The organism is Streptomyces sp. 6N223 (genome assembly GCF_052246635.1).
Classification (GTDB): domain Bacteria; phylum Actinomycetota; class Actinomycetes; order Streptomycetales; family Streptomycetaceae; genus Streptomyces.
The window spans coordinates 26745-45898 of sequence record NZ_JBQQCA010000049.1 but is presented as its reverse complement, the minus strand read 5'-3'; the positions used below and the strand labels follow the sequence as shown (position 1 = coordinate 45898).

Below are 19154 nucleotides of genomic sequence, written 5' to 3'. Positions count from 1 at the left end.
TGGGGTATCCGGCAGGCGGGATGAGTCCTCGCCGATGCTTCAGCGGGTCGCGGCGGCGAGGGCGTTGCGTACCGTCTCGGCGTTGCCGGGTTTGGCGACCTGGATCGTTTCCCCGGCGTAGACGACGTGGGCTGGGGTGCCGGGTTGCCAGCGCCAGCCCTCGGCGAGAAGGCCGGCGTCCACTGTGTCGTAGCCGATGGCGTCCAGGAACCGGGATACTTCCGCCTTGGCGTCGGGGTCGTCGCCGGCGATCGGCAGCGCGGTGCGGTCGGCTGCCCCGCTCGGGCGGGCGAGCGCGCGCAGTGTCGGGAAGAAGATGTTGTTGAGCGCTTTGACGACGTGTGACGCGGGCAGGTGTTCCTGCACCATTTCACTGGTGGTGGTCGAGGCGTTGTCGAGTTCGGCGATGTGGCCGTGGAGTCGGGGATCGTAGTTGATCGTGTCGATGACGGTCTTGCCCTTCAGGGGCTCGACCGGCACCTGGGTGTAGGCCCGCGCCGGTATGGAGATCACGACCAGATCGCCGGCCTCGGCCGCTTCGGCCGGGGTGGCTGCCCGAGCTCGTGGACCGAGCTCGGCGACCAGGTCGGTGAGTGTCTCGGGGCCGCGGGAGTTGCTGACGACGAGGGAGTAGCCGCCCGCGACGGCGAGCCGGGCGACCGTGCCGCCGATGCGCCCGCTTCCGATGATTCCGACAGTCCGCATGGTCGTCCTTTCCTTCTGTTCGGGAGCCGAGTGCCGTGGCCGTTCGTGGGCACGGTTGCCGGCCGAACAGTGCCGCGTAGCGCGCTCTCAGTCAGACCGGTGCATCCACTAGGGTGGAGGCACCCCTCCACCGGAGGGGTGCCTCCAAAATTAGCGGAGGGGGCCCTCCGCTAGCAAGTGTTCCGTCGAAAGGAAGGTGCGATGGCCACCGCCCGTGGCACGTCCGAGACACCCCGGGTCGGCGTGCGCCGGCCACAGCGCGCCAGCAGCCGACAGAAGTTTGACGCGCTGATCGCCGCAGCTCGCGAGGTCTTCGCCGACGACGGCGTCAACGGATCACTGGAGGAGATCGCTCGGCGCGCCGGGGTCGGCATCGGCACGCTCTACCGCAACTTCCCGACACGCCAGGCACTGCTCGAAGCCGTGTACGTCGACGAGGTCGAAGCCCTCGCCCGCGTCGCCGACGAACTGGGGAACCTGGACCCGTGGGACGCACTGGCGATCTGGCTACGCCAGTTCGTCGCCTACGCCACCACCAAGAGGGCAGTCGTCGAGGGTCTCAACCTCGACTCGCCGATGTTCGGCGCCTGCATCGCACTGATCCATCGCGCCGGGGAGCCACTGCTGGAGGCCGCCCAGGCGGCGGGGAAGGCCCGCGGCGACGTTGACTTCGAGGACGTGCGCCTGCTGATCAACGGCATCGCGACCTCGAACTTCGCGGACGACGCCCAGCGAGAACGAGTCATCGGCATGGCACTGGACGGCATCAGGACGAGGAACTGACTGCCCGTCGGGTGTCGTGTGAGTGATGGCGTCTCGGTCGTCCCGCCGTGATGCCGTGCGCCGTGAAGAAGGCGTTAGCGCGTCGCCAGAAGGCGGCGGCGGTCTCCATACGCTCGTCGGTCAGAACCTCGCTGTACGCAAGCCGGGAGTGGTCGTCGGTGGCGGTATGGATGAAGCTGTAGCCGATCGCGGGACGCCGTGGCTACGCGTGCCGGTCGTGGCCTGTCTGTTGGCGAGGGCTTGCTGTGGGGACGTCACGCGGTGGCAGCCGCCGTCGGGAATGTCGCCGAGTTTCTTGATGTCGACTCTTGATGTCGACGTGGACAAGCGGTGGATGGCCTGGCCGGTGGGCCGGTCCATCCACCGCAGCCGGTTCAGGCCGTGGCGGGTCAGGACACGGTGGACTGTCGAGGCGGGTATTCCCAGGATCGGGCCGATGCGGGCGGGACCGAGCTTCCGCTCTCGGCGCAGGGCGCAGATCACGGCTTCGGTGTCCGCGGAGGTGCGGTGCGGAGTGGTCTGGGATTGCCTCGTCCGGTCGTACAAGCCGGCGTTCGCCTTCGGCGCGCCAGCGGCGGACCCACTTGTGGGCGGTGGTGCGGGAGACGCCCATTTCGTCGGCCACGTGGGCGATGGGCCTGCCGGAGCGGACCCGATCGGATGGTGGACTGTGCCGCACAGGGTGGCGAGGTCCACACCCGTCGGTGGCCGGGGCGTCACGGGATGCCTGGGGGCTGGTTCGCGTAGCTGTTGCCCGGTTACCGCGAGGGCACGGTTTCGGGGGCTGGCGCGTCGTTGTCGGGTGTGGGGGTGGTGTTCTTCGGGCCTCGGGTGAGGATGTACAGGAACAGGGCGCCCATGACGGCTACGCCTGCCCACATGGCCTGCTGCCAGCCGTCGACGAAGGCCTGCTGCGCTGCGTGTTCGAGTTGCTGCGCGTGGGAGCCTGCGCCGCCCGCGGCCTCGACGGCATTGGCGACGCCTTCGCGTGCGGCATCCGCGGTCCCCTGGGGGACGCCGTCGAGTTGGCCGTCGATGGCGCTGCGGTATCCGGCCGACAGGAGCGCGCCGAGGAGGGCCACGCCGAGGGCGGTGCCGAACTCGCGGGTGATGTCATTGAGCGCGGAGGCCACCCCCTGGCGTTCCTGGGGCAGGGAGCTGGTGATGGCCTCGGTGGAGGGGGTCATCGACAGACCCATGCCGATGCCCATGGCGAGCATGCCGGGCAGGACGGACAGGTAGCCGCCGTCGACGGAGACGATGCTCGCCATGAGCGCCAGTCCGGCGTCGGCCAGCGCGATACCCGTGGCCATGGTCGAGCGGGAGCCGATGCGCGCGGCCAGTTTGGGGGCCAGGCTGGAGGTCATCATCATCGCCACAGCCATGGGCATCAGCGCGAGCGTGGACAGCAGCCCCGACCAGCCGAGCACGGCCTGCATGAACGGGAAGAGGACCACGAAAATGCCCGCCTGAACGCCGAAGACGGTCAGCAGCGTGATCGAACCGCCGGCCAGACCGTGTTCGCGGAACAGGCGTACGTCCAGCAGAGCGGCGTCGTGGCGGCGCAGTTCCCAGGTCACGAAGAAGACGGTGGCGACGAGGCCGATGGCGAGGCTGGTCAGGGTGACCGGGTCGGTCCAGCCGCGCTCGGGGCCCTCCTGCAGGACGAAGATGAGGCCGACAACGGCGACGAGGGAGGTCAGTGCGCCGACGGTGTCGAAGGAGTGGCCGGAGTGCTCACGGGAGTTCGGCACGGCGCGCAGGGCCATGGCGAGTGCGATGACCACCAGGACGACGGGCAGGACGAACAGGTAGCGCCAGCTGGCGATGTCCACGAGGGCGGCGGAGAGGAACATGCCCAGGATGCCGCCGCCTCCGGCGACGCCGGTCCAGACGCCGATCGCCTTGCCGCGTTCCTGCGTAGGGAAGGTGGAGGTGATGACGGCGAGCGTGATCGGCATGATCATCGCGGCACCGATGCCGCTGAGCACACGTGCGACGAGCATCACCTCCGCCGACTGCGCAAGACCGGCAAGCGCGCTGGCACCACCGAAGACCAGCAGGCCGGTGATCAGCATGGGCTTGCGGCCCAGCCGGTCACCGACCGCGCCGAGCGGGAGGAGCAGCGCGGCCAGAGTGAGGGTGTAGATGTTGATGATCCACAGGATCGTGCTCTGCGAGGCGCCGAACTCGACGGCGAGGTCGGGCTGAGCCACGTTCAACCCGGACACCGAGGCGATGACCGCCATCAACGCGGCACAGACAGCGATCAGGATGGTGCGCAGCTGACGTGCATCCAGTGCGCGCACGTCGGGAGCGGCACCGCTGGCTGTCGTTGGTGCGGGCTGGTTCGTACTCATGGATTCCTCTCGAAAAGGGCAGGAGGACGCGACGGCGGACCGGTATTGGCCGCCGAGCGGGCTGGGGATCGCCAGTGCGGCGCGTGGGTGCGCCGGGCGGTGTTAGGTGGTGGTGGTGGCGCTGTCCACCGCGGCGAGGGCCGCGTCGGCGGTGGCCAGGTGGGCGTTGATGTGGGCTCCGGCCAAGGTGCCTGCCGCGGCCGGGACGCCGAGCTGGGCGGTCGGGTCGGTGGCGTTGCCGGCCACCCATACGCCTGGGACGGTGGCGTTGCCGGCTGTGCCGGAGGAGAAGTGGTGGCCCATGCCGTCGGGCAGGTCCTCCGTCGGCACGCCCAGGCGTTGCAGGCCCTCGGAGCGGGCCTGCATGCCGGTGGCCACCGCCAGGATGCGGCGGGCGACGACCTGGCCGTCGGCCAGGCCCACCTCCGCGATGCCGCCGTCCGCGGTGTTGACGACCGCGTCGACCGTGGTGTCGGTGAGGCGGATGCCGCGTGCGGTGAACCGGGTGCGGGTTTCCTCGTCCAGACGGGTGCCGCGGGTGAAGTGGATCAGATCGTTGGTGAGTTGGCGGAACATCCATGCGTGGTGGGCGGAGGGGGACCGGTGGCGTGGATGCCGATGGGCTGGTCGCGCACCTCCCAGCCGTGGCGGTACGGGCAGTGCACCACGCTGTGTCCCCGGTGTTCGGCCAGTCCTGGCACATCGGGCAGCACATCGCGCAGGCCGGTGGCCATCAGCATCCGGCGGGCCGTCAGGGTGGGGCCGTCGGCCAGAGTGACGGTGAAGCGCAGGTCGCCGTCGCTGGACGGGGTGGTGGGGGCGGCTGAGGGGACTGCGCCGGAGGCGGCCAAGGCCACCGTAGTGGCGCACCTGCAGTCTGCCCTTGGCGAGGAGTTCGGCGGGCGGGATGCCGTCAAGGACGATGAAGCCGTGCATGGCCTCGGGCGGGGCATTGTGCGGGGTGCCACTGTCGATGACAACGTCGGAGCGGCGGGAGCGGACGAGCATCAGCGCGCCGTTCAAACCTGCGGCGCCATCGCCGATCACCATGGCGTCGACGGTCCCGGCCGGCAGTGTGTCGCTCGCGTCCACGGAGGTCGTGGCAACCATGGCATCCGCCTTTCCATCGCCGCGTGGCCCCATCTGCTCCGGGCCTCTGCCAAAGGACGCTAACCGTGTTTTGCGTCACGGGCATACGATGTTGCCTATGGCGCAAGACAATGGCGACCTGGACAGCCTCGTACGCAAACGCATCCGCGCCCTGCGGGTGGCACAGGGCTGGTCCCTGGAGGAACTGGCCGCCCGCGCGCACGTCAGCCAGTCCACACTCTCCCGCATCGAGAACGGTCGGCGCCGCCTCGCCCTGGACCAGCTCGTCACCCTGGCCCGCGCCCTGGACACGTCGCTGGACCAGCTGGTCGAGACTGCCTCCGACGATGTCGTCACCAGCCCGATGATCGACGGCGCGCACGGCCTGATGCGCTGGCCTGTCAAGGGCGACCCCGGCATGAGCGTCGTGCGCCAGCGCATGACCGAGCCCCCGCCGGACAACTCCTCCCGCTTGCGCGCGCACCCCGGACGGGAATGGCTCGTCGTCCTGTCCGGCACCGCGATCCTCATGCTGGGCCACCGGCGCTTTCGCGTCGAGACCAACCAGGCCGCCGAGTTCCCCACCATGCTGCCCCACGCCATCGGTGCCGAGGGCGGCCCCTGCGAGATCCTGGGCATCTTCGACCGCGACGCCCGCCGCGGCCACCAGCGCGACAGCGCCGACCAGCACTCCGACGGCGACCGCGATACGGGCGGCCCCCGCGCGTAAATGCCCGCCTTCGAAGGGCGCCGTTTGCGCCGTCAGCATCTCCCACGGCGACCACCTTGCGGATTCCGCAAGTCACCATGCCGTAGGTGCATGGCTGTCCGTCTTCAGGAACAGGACGCCGTGCTGGAACGCTTCCGTGCCGAGCAGGCCACGGACGAGTGGAAGGACCGCTGCGCGGCCCGCGCCGGACTCGAAGGCACCATCCACCAGGCCGTCGCGACTGCCGGAGTCCGTCGGACCCGCAATGTCGGCTTGGCCAAGACCCATCTCGCGCAGGTCCTCACGGCGGTCGACATCTGCCCGATCCGCCTCGATGCCTGGTGGAACGACACCCTGCTCGCCCGCACACGCACCTCGCGGCTGGCCGCCCTCGACCTCGCAGCGTGACATCAATTGAGCAACAGAGTCCTTGAGATCTTCCACAACGGGCACGCAGACACGCCGCCCTCGCGATGCTGACTCCCGTCGAGTACGAACTGCGCACAGCGCCTGTAGCGTAAAGCCACGTAAAACCAAGTGACTCGGCTCCACCGAACCCGGGGCACTGCTCGGACTCCACGAAACCCGGGGACCGGGCTGGAGCTGCCGGGGCACGGACACTGCATAAGCTGTACGACAACCCCGAGCGCGGACACGGCGTCGCTGACAGCCTCGTGAAGGCAACCCCACGGCCGGGCACCCACGCCCACAGCATGGTGCTTGCCGATGTGGGCGCCCAGCGCTGTCCCTTTATCGGCGTCTGCACCGGCGTCAGGCCACGTGCGCTCCCAGTCCGGTCAGGCCCGGTGCCACGTCCGGCCGCAACACGAGGTTGTGGTCGTAGTCTCCGCCGTTCTGCGTTCGGTACGCGATCGGCTCGGTCATCGGGATCGCGAGCAGGCGCTCGCACAGCTCCTTGGCCACTGCCTCGCCTTCCTCGGGCGTGAACCGGTCGGCACCCAGTCCCGCAGCCGTCGCCAACTGGTCACCCCGCTGCAGCCGATGGCTTCCGGCCGGGGAAGCGGGCCGACGGGGCGGGCGGGGATTAGCGGAACCATCCGCTCCCACAGATCATCAGGCACAAGATCATCAACCATCTGGCAGACCCTGCCTGACAACACCCCCAACTCCCAGCCGCCACACCGAACTCATACGATCCGTAACCCGACACATCGCAAGGTCAGGAGAAGTCGAGCACCAACCGCCCACGCAAGCCGCCAGCCTCCAGCATGCGGTGGGCCTTGACCGCCTCGGCGGCCGGTAGCACCTCTGCGACGCGCAGCGTCAATGTGCCGTCCTCGGCCTGGCGGCGCAGCGTGTCCAGCCCTGGGGTATCGGTGATGCCATCTGGCACCATCACAGGGCGCACTCGGATGCCGCGCTCGGCCGGGCCGGACCAGCCCCGGAACTCGGCCAGCGTCCCGCCGTCGGCGATCGCATGCAGGATCCGGGCGGTCTGCATTGAGCCGTCCACAAAGCCGGGGACACCTTCGGGTGCCAGCGCGCGAATTCGCGTGGCGACGTCGGTGCCGCGCTCGACGACATGGTCAGCGCCGAAACCGCGGACCAGCTCGGTGTCGCGCTGGGCGGCGTCTGCGATCACGGTCAGCCCGTCGGCCTTTGCCAGCTCGACCGCGTAACCGCCAACGGCGCCGGCCGCACCGGTCACGGCGACTGTCCCGCCGTGCGGCACGGACAGCGCGTCCAGGGCGAGACGGGCGGTCATGGCGTTCATGAGCAGAGTGGACGCCGCGGGGAAGCCTGCTCCTTCCGGGGCCGGCACCACCGACGCGGCAGGCACCACGACCTGCTCGGCGTAGGCGCCGCCGTGTGGGCCGGTGAACAGCACCATGGCGACCACCCGCTGGCCTATGGCAAGTCGATCGTCGGTCTCGGGCCCCACCTGGTCGATCACCCCAGCAGCGTCCATGCCGAGCACGAACGGGGGCTGGCGGTCGGGCATGCGGACGGCGTGGCCGCCGGTACGCAGCATGACATCGGTCGGGTTCACGGCGGCTGCATGCACCCGGATACGGACCTCACCGGGACCGGCCTGCGGTTCGGGCAGATCCAGGACCTGCAGCGCTTCCGGGCCGCCGAAGTTATGGACACCAATAGCCTTCATGCCCCCGGGCAACCTGCCGCGCTGGACTGTATTCCCACGCGGCGAGGCCACTCCACCAGCCACATGGCCCTGGCCGTCGCGACCTCGTGAAGTCATTCTGTAACGACCTCTTAGGGAGCTGTAGAGCGTTCTGCGGTTCCGGACGACCTTGCCGGCGTGGTCCTACTCAGCGATGTACGGCGAGGTACTCGCGGCTCCTAATCAGCGGTCAGGCCGTCGTGAGACACGGGGCGGCCAGGTTGGAGGAGCCATCGACGGCGACCCTACGAGAGCCATGCCCGGTGTCTCTGGGCCTCCAGACCCTACAACCGGCCTTGATCAACCCGCTCAACAACGTAGGACCCTACGCATGGCTCGCTCAGCCCAGTCAACAAGGTAGGGACACCTGAACTGCCAGATGCCCCGGCGCGTTTCCGGGCCGGGGGCCATCGGTTGTGCAGGTGGAGGTCCGACAATCAGTGCGCGACGCTGCGCATCAGTCCCTCCAGATCGCGTTCGCCGGCCGGTGTCTGTGCCCCGCCCCGCAGGCCCCCGCTGATCAGCTGCTGAGCGGCCAGCAGACTGAACGTAGCAGCCCAGGCGTCGTTCTCACGCAGGAGTCCTTCCTTGAAGTCATCGGCGGGCAGCGAGCGCTTGGCTGCTTCGATGACACCGTCGGGCAGCGCGGCGATATTGCGAGCGACACGTTCGACGTACTCGTCGAGCTCGTCGGCGGGCAGGGCCCGGTTGATCCAGCCGTAGGACGCCGCGGTCTCGGCATCGAACAGGTCGGCGGTGAGGACCACCTCCAGTGCGCGGTTGCGACCCACGCGGTCCCGGAGGTACTGCGTTCCGCCTCCGCCGGGGATGATGCCCATGAGCGCTTCGATCTGACCGAGTCCGGCGGTCTCGACGGCGGCGAATGCCATGTCCGCTGCGGCCACGAATTCCGCTCCGCCGCCGCGGGCCTTCCCGGCGAGCTTGACGATGGTTACCTGGGGCTGGTGGCGGATGAGCTCGCCGACAGCCTGGAACACGTTGATGTCCGGCGGCGCCGACGCAGCGAGCTCCTGGAGGACGTCCATCTTCTCCCCGATCCGCATGTCCACGTGAGCGAGGAAGAATTCCGGGTCGGCGCTCGAGAAGACGATCACCCGGACCGATGAATCGTCCGCGAGCGTGGTCAGCACGGTGCGGAGCTCGCGCATCATCGTGGCGCCGATCACGTTCACCGGGGGATTGTCGAGGACGATCCGTGCGACGCCGTGTTCGCTGCTCACGCGCATGGTGGAGTAGGCATCGTTCGTCATGAAGGTCTCCATAGGTCGCCAAAAGGCATGTAGGTTTGCGATGCATACCTACCGTCGGCGGCGCCGCTCGGATCGTCAAGAACGCACTTTGGGAGCACCAAGGCACATGAAGGACACCGGCCTGCACGGAGTTGACACCGAAACACCTACCATTTTCCGGGCGGACTGCCCCAGTCGGCCGATCCTCGACCAGATCGCGGACAAGTGGTCGATGATGGTCATGGCGCTGCTGGAACGGCCCACCCGGTTCAATGAGCTGAAGCGCGGCCTGGAGGGTGTGACGCAGCGCGTCCTTACCCAGACACTGCGTCGCCTCGAGCGGAACGGCATGATTCAGCGCAAAGTACTGCCGACATCACCCGTTGGCGTGGAGTACTCCCTCACGCCGCTGGGCGAGTCCCTGCGCGAGCCATTCGGGCGCCTCTACGACTGGACCGTCGAGCACAGCAAAGAGATCCAGAACTGCCAGCGGGCGTATGACAGCAGGGCTGACGCCTGACCGCCTGTTCGATGGTGTCGATGCGTAGGTGGGTCGCAGTGACATGGACGAGCGCCGGCCTCGCGGTTACGCTCCGGCATTCCTCGTCGACGCCTGACAGTTCAGGCTCTGACCAGGGCGTCGTGACGTTACGTAAGAAGCCGTTGCTCTATCGATCATGGTGATCACCGGTTCGAGTGCGGCGACTCGGTTGGATGATCTCCAGCCGAAGCAGGCATGAAAACAGGGCCTCCTGCTCAGCTCGGGATTGCTGAAGTCCTTCGAGCGTCAGGAGGCCCTGTGCCGCAGTCTTGCGTTCCGTTGTCCTCGTCGTCCAACTCGGTTGCCCGGTCGTGTGATTGCCTCGCGCACGAGTACGGCAATGCGGGGGATCGTTCGGATAGACGGCCGAGGTATCCGTCGGACATGACGGACGCCGAGTGGGCCTGGGTGCGGGGCTTGTTGCCGGTGCCGGGATGGCTGGAGGGCAGGGGCGGGCAGCCGGAGGGCTACTGCCACCGGCAGATGATCGACGCGGTCCGCTACCTCGTGGCCGGCGGCATCACGTGGCGGGCGATGCCGAGCGATTTCCCCGCGTGGGACCGCGTCTACGCCTTCTGGCGGCGGTGGCGGGACAAGGGCTGGGCCCGCGAACTGCACGACCGACTTCGCGACCGGGTCCGCGAGACCGAGGGATGGGACGCGGAGCCGACGGCCGCGGTCATCGACGCGCAGTCGGTGAAAGCGGCCGCGTCGGTGCCGGTCGCCACCCGGGGCTTCGACGGCGGCAAGAAGGTCAACGGCCGCAAGCGGCACATCGTGGTCGACACCCTCGGGCTGCTGCTGACCGTGATGGTCACGGCAGCGTCGGTCACCGACCGGGACGCGGGCCGGGGCCTGCTGGCTCGGCTGCGGCACAGGCATTGGCGCGTGAGCAGGGTGTGGGCCGACGGCGGCTACACCGGGCCGCTGGTCGACGTCGCCCGAGGCCTCTGGCAGATCGCACTGACGGTGGTCAAACGCAGCGACAACGCGGCGGGGTTCACCATGCTGCCCAAGAGGTGGCTGGTCGAGCGCACGTTCGCGTGGCTGATGCGCTCCCGCCGCCTGACCCGCGACTACGAGGGCCGCACCGACAGTGCGGAGGCGATGATTCTGTGGTCGATGAGCATGGTCATGAGCCGCCGCCTGGCCCGGCAGCGACACTGAACCTGCCCGGCGCCGTCTCGACCAGCCAGCCCCGCGCTGCAGGCGCTTGACCTTCGACCGCACCCCCTCGACTTTCGCCGGGACCACAGCCAGACCGAGCGCCGCAGCGAGCTGCCGGCAGTCCACCGCCTCCCCGCCCCGGTCGGCCACGATGGCCATGATCCGCCGATAGTCCGGCGCCAGCACGCCGGCGTCAAGTCCTTCCCTCCACACCGGCACCACCGAGCCGGGCACCGCACCCACGACCGGCCGCCCTTGCCCATCAGGCACCGTCACCGGAGCGTTCCCACACCCGCTCGGCTCTGCCAGGACCTGCCCGACCATCTCGCGAGCGATCACGAACCGCTCGCACACGGCCTCCGCCTCCCGCAACTCGGCCTGAAGGGCCTCCACCCGCTGCCTGGCAGCACGCTCCCGCTCCTCCAGCAACCCCATCACCGACGGCACCCGACACCTCCACCGAGGAGACAACGACATGCCATCACTGCCACACGGCAGCCGGACTACGCCTGACCAGCGGAAACGCAGCAATCACGCCCGGAAAGACACGGCTTCTAAGACATTCGGGGGGTGGGCGACTCGTTCGCTCACCCCCGTTGCGGCGTAGCTGGGAAAGAAGCCACCCCGCCGCGGGCCGTGGCTTCTTCCCACCACAAGCGCAGACGGCGCTGGGGGGCTCGACGCCCGCCAGACCATTCCCACAGCCGAACACCACGATCCGAGCGGCGGCACTCCGGCCAGAGACGGCCGCCGCGCGGTGACCCAACCCAGCCCATCCATGAAGAAGGGACTAAGCCGTGACGGCGGCAGCATTCCGGCCGCGCGCCATGCTCACTCTGAGCCAGGTGTGCGAAGAGCTACAGATCTCGCAGTCCACGTTCTACGACTGGCGCCAGAAGGGCCGTGCCCCTCGCTGCATCAAGCTCCCGAACGGCGCGCTCCGCGTCCGTCGCAGCGACCTGGAGACCTGGCTGGACGACCGCGAGGACGAGGACTGATGGCCAGCTCCTACGATGTCAGGATCTGGAAGACCCGCGTCTACAAGGGCAAGCGGAACACGACCTACACCGTTCGCTGGACGGTCAGCGGACAGTGTTCCGCGACACCTTCGGCACCGAGGCACAGGCCGACGCCTTCCGCTCCGAGCTGGTCACCGCGACCCGCAAGGGCACGGCGTTCAGCACCTCAACCGGGCTACCCGTCACCCACAGGTCACAGGCCACGTCAACGACCTGGTACGACTTCGCCGTTCAGTTCGTCGACAGCCAGTGGGCGCGGGTGTCGGGCAACCACCGCAAGAACGTCGCCAAGACGCTGATGACGACCACCGTTGCCCTGCTGAGCAAGCAGCCTGCTCGCTTCGATCCGGTTGAGGTCCGCACGGCCCTGCGCGAGTACGCCTTCAACACGAACCGGCGGGAGGATGCGCCGCCGGAGGTGGCGGCCGTGCTGCGGTGGGTGCGCCGCAACACCCTCACCATGGCGGCCTGGGAGGACGCGGAGCAGGTGGAGAAGGTGCTCCGGGCATTGGCCACGAAGCTGGATGGAACGCCCGTCGCGGCGTCCTCGGTCAAGCGTCACCGCCGGGTGCTGAACGTCGCCATGATCTACGCGGTCACGCGGGGCATCCTGCTCGCCAATCCGCTGCCCAAGGGAAAGGGCAGCGGTCCCAAGACTTCCACGGCGGTGGACAAGCGGTGCCTGGTCAATCGGCACCAGGCCGCGCGACTGCTCGGCTGGATCCGCCGGCGTCCCCGCGGCGGCAGACGGCTCCATGCCTTCTTCGCAACGATGTACTACACCGGGGCCCGGCCGGAAGAAGTCGTGGCGATGGACGTGGCGGATACGACCCTGCCGGACGAAGCCGACGCGGACCAGTGGGGAGAGCTCCTCATCCACACCGCCACCCCTGAGGTGGGCAGCGAGTGGACCGACACGGGCGACACTCACGAGGTGAGGCACCTGAAGGGGAGGGCCGAGGGCGATACGCGCCCCGTACCGTGCCACCCCGCGCTGGTGAAGATTCTGCGCGAGCACATTGCGGCCGAGGGGCTGAAGCCGGGGGACCGGCTGTTCCAGGGGGAGCGAGGCGGCACGCTGGCAGGCTCGGTGATCCGCCGTGCGTGGGGCGCCGCCCGTCGGGAGGTGCTGACGGAGGCGGAGTGCGCCTCGCCCCTGGGCAGGCGCGTCTACGACCTGCGGCACACCTGCCTGACGACCTGGCTGAACAACGGCATTCCTCCGGCGCAGGTCGCCGAATGGGCGGGCAACAGCGTGCCGTCCTGCTGGCCACCTACGCCCGGTGCCTGTCCGGCCAGACGAGGGAGCTGCAACGGCGGATCGAGGCGGCACAGGACATCTCCGGACTGCTGGGTGACGCGGAGGAGGAGGCGGGGGAGGCGTAGGAGAACTTCGCCGCGTATTCGCCGCAGCGACCCGCACAGACCCGGTGACAACCGGAGACAGCCGGGCCCGCTCCCTCTGCGTGGGGGAGCGGGCCGGGCTTCGTGCGTTCTGCGTTACATGGCCTCTGACCTGCGGAAATCTCGTGTCGAGGGATGGCGGAAGAGGCTGGGTGAGGTGCGCCCCCGGCAGGAGCCACCACAAAGGGTTGGTCGTGCCGCAATCCCGCTGACCTGCGCAGACGCGTTGATCGTGCGGTGGGCTACCTGTCTGCCGAAGACCCGTGATGTCAGCTGATCGGGCCAGTTGCGGGTCGATGGTGGCATGGGACCTGCTGGTGGGGACGAGAGCGCCGCAGAGTTTCGGACCGTCACGCCCTCCGGTCGATGGATTGATCTGGGCATAAACCGGAAGGCTCTGCGCTTGCCACCGACCCCGAGCCGGAAACCTACGGGGGACGGGAAGGGATGAACGAACACGAGGCCCAGGACCAAGGCCTCAAATCCTGAATATGATGCAAGCGTTGAGCATTCGGCGAGCCGGCCGGCCACCCCGCTCAGCGCAGCAGGCTGGCCGTTGACACTGGGTTCATGGGCCAGGACCGGCGGCAGTATGCAGCGCGGCATACTGCTGCGGTGCATGGCTCCTTCACATCTTCCGTGATCGGGATGCGTCGTTCGATGTGCAGCCCGTGATCGAACGGTCCGTTGTTCAGGGCTCAACTCGGACACGAGACGGAGGGCCAGCCAATCACGGACGCGGTAGACCTCGGTCAGCCTCAGTCAACGCCTCTCCTCGCTCCGTGGACCCGCACCGCCCCGACCGCGGGATCGGGGCATTCACGTGAACCAGGGGGCTTGAAATTCTGCGCGCGTAGATCCATCGTAAGAGGCGCGCGAAAATGACTGCCCGCTCGCCTCGTTGGGTTGATTGTGTGTGAGTTGTGAGTTGTCATGACCGCGCCATTTCCCCCCACCCAGGAGGAGCCCTTCGATGGCACACACGCGCGAGCGGGCCCGGCTCCGCAAGAGCTTGGGCCTGGCAGCTACCGCCGTCCTGGCCATGGGCGTCATCGCCGCCCTGCTCGGCACGCCCGGGTCGGCCACCGCCACCACCTCGGCCACACCAGCCCAGTCCCCCCACACCGACACCCCGTTCAACGCCGCGTTCGACGACGCGGCCCAAGAGTTCGACGTGCCGCGCGACCTGTTGGTCGCCGTCGGCTACGGCGAGAGCCGCCTCGACGGCCACGACGGCCTGCCGAGCCAGGCGCGCGGCTATGGCGTGATGCACCTGGTGGACAACCCGACCCACCGGACGCTGGATCTCGCCGCCCACGAAACCGCCCTTACCGCCGCGGAGTTGCGGTACCAAGACTCCGCCAATATCCGCGGCGGCGCAGCCGTGTTGCGCGCGTACGCCGACCGGCTCGGTCTGTCGGCCGCCGACCGAGGCGACATCGACGCCTGGTACCAGGTCGTGGTCCGGTATGGCGGGGCCACCGAGGACGCCACCGCACGCCTGTACGCCGACCACGTCTACACCCTGCTGCGCGAGGGCATCCACGCGCCCGTCGACGGCGGTGAAACCGTCGAGGTCGCACCGCGAGCCGTCGCGCCCGAACGCGGCCCGTACTCCGCCACCTCGGTCGACACGCTCAGCGAGGACTACCCAGACGCCCTCTGGGTCCCGGCGAGCTCCGCCAACTTCACGAGCGGCCGGTCGCAGTCGATCAGCGCCGTCGTCATCCACGTGACCCAGGGCTCGTACGCGGGGACGATCAGCTGGTTCCAGAACCCGGAGGCGGAGGTGAGCGCCCACTACGTCATCCGGTCCTCGGACGGCGAGGTGACCCAGATGGTGCGGGACGCCGACACCGCCTGGCACGCCCGCTCCGGGAACGCCTACAGCATCGGTATCGAGCACGAGGGCTGGGTCGATGAGCCAGAGTGGTTCACCGACGCGATGTACCGTTCGTCCGCGGCGTTGACCAGCCACCTTGCCGACGAGTACGGCATTCCCAAGGACCGCGAGCACATCGTCGGCCACAGCGAGGTGCCGGACAACGACCACACCGACCCCGGGCCGAACTGGGACTGGGACTACTACATGGAGCTGCTCGGCGGTGACCCCGGTGACCCCGGCACTCCACCGCTGGACTTCCCGTCGTACCCGACGCTGCGCTCAGGCTCGATGGGCCCGGAGGTGGCGGCCCTTCAGCACCTACTGACGGAGAACGGGCACGAGGCCGGCGCGAGCGACGGCGAGTTCGGCCCGCAGACCGAGGCCGCGGTCCGTTCGTTCCAGACGGCGCTCGACCTGACCGCGGACGGCGTCGCCGGCCCGCAGACGTGGACTGCCCTGCTGGCCGCGGGCAGCGCGGACGCCCTGAGCGAGGGCAGCACGGGCGAGCCGGTGTCCCGGCTGCAACGAGCGCTGACCGCGGCGCTGGGCCGCACCGTCGACATCGACGGCGTCTTCGGCCCGCTCACGGCCGAGGCGGTCCGCGAGTACCAGGAGGGCCGTGGGCTGACCGTGGACGGACTCGTCGGCCCTGAGACGTGGACCATGCTCCAGACCGGGAAATAGTCCGGGGCGGGGGCCGCCACCGCGACCCCCGCCCACCTCGCGCGGCGTAGCGCGCCCCTCGGAACCGGATGCCCGTACCGACGAAGAACTTCGCCGCCCCTGGGAACGGCCCGCCGAACCCGGCCATCCCCGGCCCGCGTTCGGCGCGGGTTTCGCGACCTCCGCCCACACTTGACCGGCCCAGCCAGAGCACCGAAACAGCGAGGTGTGGAACGCCGCCCGGAGCAAGGCGCTGACCCGGGAGGAGGCCGCCACGCCGCTGGCCGAGGTGCCCTACTCACTGCGGCACGCCGGCATTTCGAACAGCGCGAGCAGGGCACGCTCCCTCGCCTGCTGCCGCCGCCGGAACTCGCTGTCTCCGTTACTCCGACGTTGAGCCACTGCTCCCCTCCCCGCGATCGATACCTACGACTCACGTACACGCTTCCCCTAGCAGACGCAAAGTCACCCATCAGCGACAGTCCACTCAGCTCCAGCATCCCCCGCCCAACGGCTTCGGCCGACGCGAACGCGCTCTGCGCGGGCGGGCCGGTCGCCATGATCCCAGCCCATACCGGTGGAGACACCCGCGCCCCAAGACCGACCACACCGTTCGCCTCTCCCGTACGAGGAAGCGTGGGCCCTGCCGACTCGGGGCCGGGCTCCGTGCACGGACGAGTACATGATCGTCGACCATGGCATGCTCGGCCATCATCGCGCATCCTGATCCCTCCGACGTCACGGGTCAGCGGCGATCTCACCATCGAGGCGGTGGTCCCGGTGAGGCGAGCGTGTCTGACGGCGGTTCGAGTCCGCCGAAGCACGCAAGACCTGGGTGTCACGGCGTTGCGCGGCCACGGCGACACTCACTCTGGACCTCCCCGGCGTTGCGGCAGCGCAGAACCCCCCGCGTCGGCGGATTCTGGTGGGCATGGATGCTGATGGGAACGAGGACGGACGGGACTGCGTGAGGCAGGTCGGGCAGGGGAAGCGGAACCCGGGTCTTGCTGTCCGATACGAGTACGTCGTGGTCGACGGACCCGACGGCGAAGCCTTGCGTGAGCCACAGGTGAGTGCGATCCGCCGGGGGCTTCAGTGGCTTGCCGACCACCCGGGCGGCACCGAATCGGAGTAGCGGAGGCGTTACCAGCCCTTTGCCGTGTGCCCCCGAGGGACTCGAACCTGCGGCCAGGCCAGGGGCACCATCCGCACGAGGCGCCATGCGGTCTGACCTGCGCTGATCGAGCTCGAGGCGCGTGGGGGAAGCATCATGCACACGCTGTGTGCGCCCCCCAGGGGCACGCATGGCATCTGCTGACTTCTGGTGTGAGTACCTCGCCTGACCTGCGTCTTTCCTTCGATCAGGCGCCAGGTGTGTGCGCCCCCGGCAGGACTCGAACCTGCGGCCAAGCGCTTAGAAGGCGCCTGCTCTATCCACTGAGCTACGGGGGCCGGTCTCCCTCATGGCTGGGACGGTGCCCCCGTGGTGACCTCGCCGCGCACAGGATAGGGCTTCGAGGGGGCCGTTCCCGTTGCTTCACGGCAACACCGTCGTGTGGAGATCCAGTGAAGCAGACCTGATAATCGCAGTCGAGTGCCACGCGCGCAGCGTTTTTGGAGGCTCGGGATGTGGGTGTTGCGCACTCGTTATGCCCGAGGGTGGGGCGCGCATGGGGGAATATGCTTTGGAAAACGCTCCATGTTGGGCATTCTGCGCATGTGGCGATCTTGGAAGCACGGCCCGAGCTGGTGGACGCGCTGACCGCATTGCGGGAGTGCCTTGTCCGCGCACGCTTCCCGCTGGAGTTGCCCGGCGCCGAGCGGGCGCGGCGTACGCGCGATGAGCTGCTGGCACAGCTCGACGGCTACCTGCTGCCCCGGCTGCGCGAGCCGGGGGCGCCGCTGCTGGCCGTCGTCGGCGGCTCCACAGGCGCGGGGAAGTCGACGCTCGTCAATTCCCTCGTCGGACGGCGGGTCAGCGAAGCGGGGGTGCTGCGGCCCACCACGTGGACGCCGGTGCTCGTCTGCCATCCCGACGACCGCCGCTGGTTCACAGGGCGGCGCGTGCTGCCCAGCCTCGGGCGGGTCACCTGGCAGCGGCGGGACCTCTCGCAGCGAGAGGATCGGGGGGAGCCGGTGATGGTTGTGGAGACCGACAGCGCCGTGCCGACCGGGCTGGCGCTGCTGGACGCGCCCGACGTCGACTCCCTCGTGCCCGGCAACCGCGAGCTGGCGGCCGAGCTGATCTGCGCCGCCGACGTCTGGGTGCTGGTCACCACCGCCACCCGGTACGCCGACGCCCTGCCCTGGCACCTGCTGCGCAGCGCCCGCGAGTACGACGTCACGCTCGTCACCGTCCTGGACCGGGTGCCGCACCAGGTCGCCGCCGAGGTGTCCCGCCACTACGCCACCCTGCTGGAGCGCGCCGGGCTCGGCGACGTCCCCCGCTTCACCGTGCCCGAGCTGCCCGAGTCGGCCGGCGGCTCCGGCGTGCTGCCCGCCACCGCCGTCGCCGGGCTGCGCGAGTGGCTGGTCCGCCGGGCGTTCGACCCCGCCGCCCGCGCCGCGGCCGCCGCCCGCACCGCCGAGGGCGCGCTCGCCTCGCTGCGCGGCCGCGTCGGCGAGCTGGCCGGGGCGAGTGCCGCGCAGTACGCCACGGCCGTACGCCTCGACCTGCGGCTCGACGAGGCGTACGAGGAGGCGGCCCGCCGGATCCGCGCCTGCCTGGCCGGTGGCGGGCTGCTGACGGGTCAGGTCCGCGCGCTGTGGCTTGCGTTCCCCGACGACTCCAGCGGCGAGGAGCTGCTGGACGCCCTGGTGGAGACGCTGACCGGGCTGCTGGCCGAGGCCGTGGCCGCCGCCGACGCCGCCACGGACGCCGCGTGGCGGCGCGAGCCCGGCGCGCCGGCCGGGGGCGACGACGGGGCCGGCTCGGTGCGGGACCGGGTCGGGATCCAGGCGCGGAAGCTGCGGCGTTGCCTGGAGGAGCTGGTCGAGGAGGCGCGCGCCGTCAGCGGGGTCGGCGTGCCCCTGGGGACCGGCTCGCTGCGGACCGGGCCGCTGCGGGGGGCGGCACCGCCCCCCGCGCAGGTCCTTTCGGGTGAGGAGACGGAGACGGCCGCGCTGCTGGCCGTGGCGCTGCTGGGCGGCAAGACGGCCGCCGTGGCGCAGCAGATCCTCGCCGGGGCGCTGGGGGCGGCGATCACGACGCGGCTGCGCCAGCAGGGCGCGCGGATGCTGAACGACTGCGTGGACCGGGTGCTCGCCACCGAGCGGGCCCGGCGTGGCGAGCCGTTGCACCGGCTGGCGGTCACCCCGGACCACCAGGTCGGGCTCGTCGCCGCCCTCTCCGCCGTTCGCGCCCGCCACGCCGCCCCGTCCGCGCCCGCAGCCCCGGTCCGGTCGACATAGGGATTCAGGGACAGGGACACATTGG

13 protein-coding genes, 1 tRNA gene and 3 pseudogenes are annotated in these 19154 nt (G+C 69.6%); 9 read left to right on the top strand and 8 right to left on the bottom strand.

Going from position 1 to position 19154, the window contains the following annotated elements; all coding sequences use genetic code 11:
- Positions 1-39: 39 nt before the first annotated feature.
- Positions 40-768: pseudogene (locus tag ACTWQH_RS25270) on the bottom strand (NADPH-dependent F420 reductase); the annotation flags it as partial.
- Between the two features lie 138 nt (positions 769-906).
- Between ACTWQH_RS25270 and ACTWQH_RS25265 the strand changes: the two are divergent.
- The gene (locus tag ACTWQH_RS25265; RefSeq protein ID WP_443289034.1) at positions 907-1488 is read left to right on the top strand and encodes a TetR/AcrR family transcriptional regulator; all 582 of its coding nucleotides are present in this window, start codon (positions 907-909) and stop codon (positions 1486-1488) included.
- Positions 1489-1525: 37 nt separating this feature from the next.
- Here ACTWQH_RS25265 and ACTWQH_RS25260 read toward each other — a convergent pair.
- The 3 genes and pseudogenes from ACTWQH_RS25260 to ACTWQH_RS25250 form a co-directional block, all read right to left on the bottom strand.
- Positions 1526-2167: pseudogene (locus ACTWQH_RS25260) on the bottom strand (helix-turn-helix domain-containing protein); the annotation flags it as partial.
- Positions 2168-2246: 79 nt separating this feature from the next.
- The gene (locus ACTWQH_RS25255; RefSeq protein ID WP_443289033.1) at positions 2247-3848 is read right to left on the bottom strand and encodes an MFS transporter; all 1602 of its coding nucleotides are present in this window, start codon (positions 3846-3848) and stop codon (positions 2247-2249) included.
- 102 nt (positions 3849-3950) lie between these two features.
- A pseudogene (locus ACTWQH_RS25250) lies at positions 3951-4958 on the bottom strand (NAD(P)/FAD-dependent oxidoreductase).
- An 88-nt stretch (positions 4959-5046) separates the two neighbouring features.
- Between ACTWQH_RS25250 and ACTWQH_RS25245 the strand changes: the two are divergent.
- Both ACTWQH_RS25245 and ACTWQH_RS25240 read left to right on the top strand, forming a co-directional pair.
- The gene (locus ACTWQH_RS25245) at positions 5047-5667 is read left to right on the top strand and encodes a helix-turn-helix domain-containing protein (RefSeq protein WP_443289032.1); all 621 of its coding nucleotides are present in this window, start codon (positions 5047-5049) and stop codon (positions 5665-5667) included.
- Positions 5668-6054 (top strand): transposase, encoded by a 387-nt coding sequence (locus ACTWQH_RS25240; protein ID WP_443289031.1) that lies wholly within the window; start codon positions 5668-5670, stop codon positions 6052-6054.
- A 363-nt stretch (positions 6055-6417) separates the two neighbouring features.
- Here ACTWQH_RS25240 and ACTWQH_RS25235 read toward each other — a convergent pair whose 3' ends face one another.
- The 3 genes from ACTWQH_RS25235 to ACTWQH_RS25225 form a co-directional block, all read right to left on the bottom strand.
- Entirely contained in the window at positions 6418-6627 is a 210-nt protein-coding gene (locus ACTWQH_RS25235) for a hypothetical protein (protein WP_443289051.1), read from the bottom strand.
- Positions 6628-6826: 199 nt separating this feature from the next.
- Positions 6827-7771, bottom strand: coding sequence for an NADP-dependent oxidoreductase (locus ACTWQH_RS25230; RefSeq protein WP_443289030.1), 945 nt, complete (start codon positions 7769-7771; stop codon positions 6827-6829).
- A gap of 455 nt (positions 7772-8226) precedes the next feature.
- The gene (locus ACTWQH_RS25225) at positions 8227-9060 is read right to left on the bottom strand and encodes an enoyl-CoA hydratase/isomerase family protein (protein WP_443289029.1); all 834 of its coding nucleotides are present in this window, start codon (positions 9058-9060) and stop codon (positions 8227-8229) included.
- A gap of 106 nt (positions 9061-9166) precedes the next feature.
- On the opposite strand from ACTWQH_RS25225, the gene ACTWQH_RS25220 reads away from it, so the two are divergent.
- The 5 genes from ACTWQH_RS25220 (at position 9167) to ACTWQH_RS25200 (ending at position 15739) form a co-directional block, all read left to right on the top strand.
- Entirely contained in the window at positions 9167-9559 is a 393-nt protein-coding gene (locus ACTWQH_RS25220) for a winged helix-turn-helix transcriptional regulator (RefSeq protein WP_443289028.1), read from the top strand.
- A 405-nt stretch (positions 9560-9964) separates the two neighbouring features.
- Entirely contained in the window at positions 9965-10747 is a 783-nt protein-coding gene (locus tag ACTWQH_RS25215) for an IS5 family transposase (RefSeq protein ID WP_443289027.1), read from the top strand.
- A gap of 827 nt (positions 10748-11574) precedes the next feature.
- Positions 11575-11745, top strand: coding sequence for a helix-turn-helix transcriptional regulator (locus ACTWQH_RS25210; RefSeq protein ID WP_443289050.1), 171 nt, complete (start codon positions 11575-11577; stop codon positions 11743-11745).
- Between the two features lie 94 nt (positions 11746-11839).
- A complete protein-coding gene (locus ACTWQH_RS25205) occupies positions 11840-13447 on the top strand; it encodes a tyrosine-type recombinase/integrase (protein ID WP_443289026.1) in 1608 nt (535 codons plus the stop codon).
- A gap of 696 nt (positions 13448-14143) precedes the next feature.
- Positions 14144-15739, top strand: a complete 1596-nt coding sequence (locus tag ACTWQH_RS25200; protein ID WP_443289025.1) for an N-acetylmuramoyl-L-alanine amidase — start codon at positions 14144-14146, stop codon at positions 15737-15739.
- 1358 nt (positions 15740-17097) lie between these two features.
- On the opposite strand, the gene ACTWQH_RS25195 is transcribed toward ACTWQH_RS25200, so the two are convergent.
- Positions 17098-17170: transfer RNA gene (locus ACTWQH_RS25195), tRNA-Arg, on the bottom strand.
- Positions 17171-17398: 228 nt separating this feature from the next.
- Between ACTWQH_RS25195 and ACTWQH_RS25190 the strand changes: the two genes are divergently transcribed.
- A complete protein-coding gene (locus ACTWQH_RS25190) occupies positions 17399-19129 on the top strand; it encodes a dynamin family protein (protein ID WP_443289024.1) in 1731 nt (576 codons plus the stop codon).
- The last annotated feature ends 25 nt before the right edge of the window (positions 19130-19154 follow it).

Bases quoted from the DNA above. Each gene is read 5' to 3' on its own strand.
- ACTWQH_RS25265 (WP_443289034.1), top strand. From the start codon at position 907: ATGGCCACCGCCCGTGGCACGTCCGAGACACCCCGGGTCGGCGTGCGC.
- ACTWQH_RS25255 (WP_443289033.1), bottom strand. From the start codon at position 3,848: ATGAGTACGAACCAGCCCGCACCAACGACAGCCAGCGGTGCCGCTCCC.
- ACTWQH_RS25245 (WP_443289032.1), top strand. From the start codon at position 5,047: ATGTTGCCTATGGCGCAAGACAATGGCGACCTGGACAGCCTCGTACGC.
- ACTWQH_RS25240 (WP_443289031.1), top strand. From the start codon at position 5,668: ATGCCCGCCTTCGAAGGGCGCCGTTTGCGCCGTCAGCATCTCCCACGG.
- ACTWQH_RS25230 (WP_443289030.1), bottom strand. From the start codon at position 7,771: ATGAAGGCTATTGGTGTCCATAACTTCGGCGGCCCGGAAGCGCTGCAG.
- ACTWQH_RS25225 (WP_443289029.1), bottom strand. From the start codon at position 9,060: ATGACGAACGATGCCTACTCCACCATGCGCGTGAGCAGCGAACACGGC.
- ACTWQH_RS25220 (WP_443289028.1), top strand. From the start codon at position 9,167: ATGAAGGACACCGGCCTGCACGGAGTTGACACCGAAACACCTACCATT.
- ACTWQH_RS25215 (WP_443289027.1), top strand. From the start codon at position 9,965: ATGACGGACGCCGAGTGGGCCTGGGTGCGGGGCTTGTTGCCGGTGCCG.
- ACTWQH_RS25210 (WP_443289050.1), top strand. From the start codon at position 11,575: ATGCTCACTCTGAGCCAGGTGTGCGAAGAGCTACAGATCTCGCAGTCC.
- ACTWQH_RS25200 (WP_443289025.1), top strand. From the start codon at position 14,144: ATGGCACACACGCGCGAGCGGGCCCGGCTCCGCAAGAGCTTGGGCCTG.
- ACTWQH_RS25190 (WP_443289024.1), top strand. From the start codon at position 17,399: ATGCTTTGGAAAACGCTCCATGTTGGGCATTCTGCGCATGTGGCGATC.